Source organism: Parapedobacter sp. 2B3, from assembly GCF_041925275.1.
Classification (GTDB): Bacteria; Bacteroidota; Bacteroidia; order Sphingobacteriales; family Sphingobacteriaceae; genus Parapedobacter; species Parapedobacter pyrenivorans_A.
Map to the genome: position 1 here is coordinate 1 of NZ_JBHEUZ010000052.1, position 1,335 is coordinate 1,335.

At 48.0% G+C, this 1,335-nt stretch carries 2 protein-coding genes; both read left to right on the forward strand.

The annotated features are described in order from the left end of the window. Positions 1-78 precede the first annotated feature (78 nt). A complete protein-coding gene (locus tag ACEVG1_RS20985) occupies positions 79-408 on the forward strand; it encodes a transposase (RefSeq protein WP_374745689.1) in 330 nt (109 codons plus the stop codon). After that, on the forward strand, positions 405-1,271 hold the full coding sequence (locus ACEVG1_RS20990) for an IS3 family transposase (protein ID WP_374745690.1): 867 nt from the start codon (positions 405-407) through the stop codon (positions 1,269-1,271). Before ACEVG1_RS20985 ends, ACEVG1_RS20990 begins: the two co-directional genes overlap by 4 nt. The last annotated feature ends 64 nt before the right edge of the window (positions 1,272-1,335 follow it).

Here is a 1,335-nt window from a genome sequence, read left to right on the forward strand (position 1 = left end):
TGGAGTTGCTACATTTGACCGGAGACTTTTTAAGGATATATATTTACCAATAAAAGAGTCAACGATTAAATTTAGACAATGGGTAAGCGACCACGTTTTTTTGATTCAGAGTTTAAAATCATGGCAGTAGAACTATCGTATGCAAAAGGGACAGCTGCATCAGCAGCGAAAGAACTAGGTATAAATGAGTCTATGCTAGGTAAGTGGCGAAGGGACTCCAGATTCAACGCTCGTATTGATGAGTTGGAGCTGGGTAGCAATCGCATTTCCGGTGATAATAATAGGGACCTGGAACAGGAAAACAAGTTATTGAAAAAAGCCCTGAAAGAGGCCACAATTGAAAGGGATATTTTAAAAAAGGCTGTAGGCATCTTCTCCAAGGGAGATCGGAACGATTCGGTTTTATAAAAGCCCACAGAACGGAGTTTCCGATTGAGAAGATGTGTAAAGTGATGCAGGTGAGCAGCAGTGGCTATTATTACTGGCTGAAGCATCCGGTCGGCAAAAGGGAGATTGAGCGGAGTGCTTTATCAGTGAAGATCAAGGAATGTTATGACGGAAGCAAGGGCACCTACGGCAGTCCGCGCATCACCAAAGCACTGCAGGCCGGTGGTACCGACGTATCCAGGCCCCGGGTGGCACGCATCATGCGGGGCATGGGCCTGAGAAGCATCGTAAGACGCAAATGGCGGGTATGCACCACTGAATCCGGCCACGGGCTTGCCATATGCGCCAACCTGTTGGACAGGGACTTCCATGCCGGTAAGCTGGGAGAAAAGTGGGTGGGTGACCTCACTTACATCCCCACGGACGAAGGCTGGCTGTACCTGACCACCGTGATGGACCTGGCTGACAGGAAAATCATCGGCTGGGCGCAAAGTGAAAGCATGGAGGCGGAGCTGACGACCATCCCCGCATTGCGGATGGCGCTGACAAACCGAAGGCCGGAAAAGGGTATGGTATTCCATTCCGACAGGGGTGTACAGTATGCCTGCGGGGCATTTAAGGAAGCATTAAGGCAGGCAGGCGCCAATATCCGGCAAAGCATGAGCAGGAAGGGTAATTGCTGGGATAATGCACCCATGGAGAGCTTCTACAAGACGCTGAAAGCGGAAGAGGTGAACCGGCATCATTTCAGAACAAAACAAGAGGCAAAATTGGTCATATTCGATTATATCGAAGGTTGGTATAACAGAAAAAGATTGCATTCAACACTAGGATACCTTACACCGTGTCAAGTTGAAAAAATCCTGTCGGAAAAAGCCGCATGAAAGGACAGGCTATCAACCTTAACCTAAAAGAAAAAAATCTCCAGTAGACTATTGCAATTCCATA